Genomic DNA, 1,055 nt, shown 5'->3' with positions numbered 1-1,055 from the left:
GCCGTGCGTCGCCGGCGCGGTCCCCAGCGCGCGGGCCACCTCGCTCGGGCAGATCGACCGTTCGGCGCCGCGCGCCTCGACCTGACGCAGGATTTCGGTCGCGATGCGCGCCGCATCGGGCCGATGGGCGGCGCCGGCGGGGGCGGCGACGGGAGGTGCGGAGGACGAGGGGTCTGCCATGCGCGCCATGTGGCCCGTTCCGGCCGAGGCGGCAAGTTACCCGTGGGTCATCGCCCGTCGGTCGTGCCCGTTACCCGGGCGGCGTGGCCAGGAAGGGACGCAGGGCCGCCGCCGACATGGCGCCGCCGAACAGATGGCCCTGTGCCTCGTCGCAGCCGGCTTCGGCAAGGAAACGCCGCTGCCCCTCGGTCTCCACCCCCTCCGCGATCACGGCAAGCCCGAGCGCGTGCGCCGCGCCGATGATCGCCCGCGCGAGCGCCGCGTCGTCGATCGCGCCGGGCAGGCCGCGGACCAAAGACCGGTCGAGTTTCACCGACGACAGCGGCAGGCGGCGCAGCGCCGCGAGGCTGGTCTGCCCCGCGCCGTAGTCATCGAGCACGATGCCGACGCCGGTATCGCGCAGCGCCGCAAGCGTGAGCAGCGTGTCCTCGGCGATATCCAGGACGCCGTGTTCGGGAAGTTCCAGTTCGAGCTGCTCCGCCGGCAGCGCCTGCGCCGCGAGCGCCTGTCCGACCTGATGCAGGAGCACCCCGTCGCTGATCTGCCGGGCGGCGACGTTGACCGCGAGGCGCGTGCCGGCGGGCCAGCCGCGCGCCTCCCGGCATGCCGCGTCCAGCACCCAGCCGCCAAGGCGCGTGATCAGCCCGCTGCGCTCCGCATAGGGGAGAAAGGCCGACGGGGCGATCAGGCCGCGCTTGCGGTGCGGCCACCGCAGCAGGGCCTCGGCGCCCGTGGGCATCCCGGTCGCCAGGATGACGCGGGGCTGGAAATGCACCGTCATCCGTCCCTGTGCGATGGCCTGCCGCAGATCGCTCTCCAGGCGCCGGCGCTCAGCCGCCTCGGCCTGCTGTTCCTCGCTCGGCGTGTGCCCTGTC

At 74.5% G+C, this 1,055-nt stretch carries 2 protein-coding genes; both read right to left on the bottom strand.

Annotated features, from left to right (window positions below; genetic code table 11):
* On the bottom strand, positions 1-189 hold a 189-nt coding region (locus B8460_RS17105), incomplete at its 3' end, for a DUF3253 domain-containing protein (protein ID WP_048862828.1).
* 61 nt (positions 190-250) lie between these two features.
* Positions 251-1,055 (bottom strand): EAL domain-containing protein (locus B8460_RS17100; RefSeq protein WP_048862827.1); only part of this gene is annotated, 805 nt, incomplete at its 5' end.

Origin of the sequence: Acidisphaera rubrifaciens HS-AP3, assembly GCF_000964365.1 — a bacterium.
Taxonomy (GTDB): Bacteria; Pseudomonadota; Alphaproteobacteria; order Acetobacterales; family Acetobacteraceae; genus Acidisphaera; species Acidisphaera rubrifaciens.
This window is presented reverse-complemented; position numbering and strand designations above follow the sequence as displayed.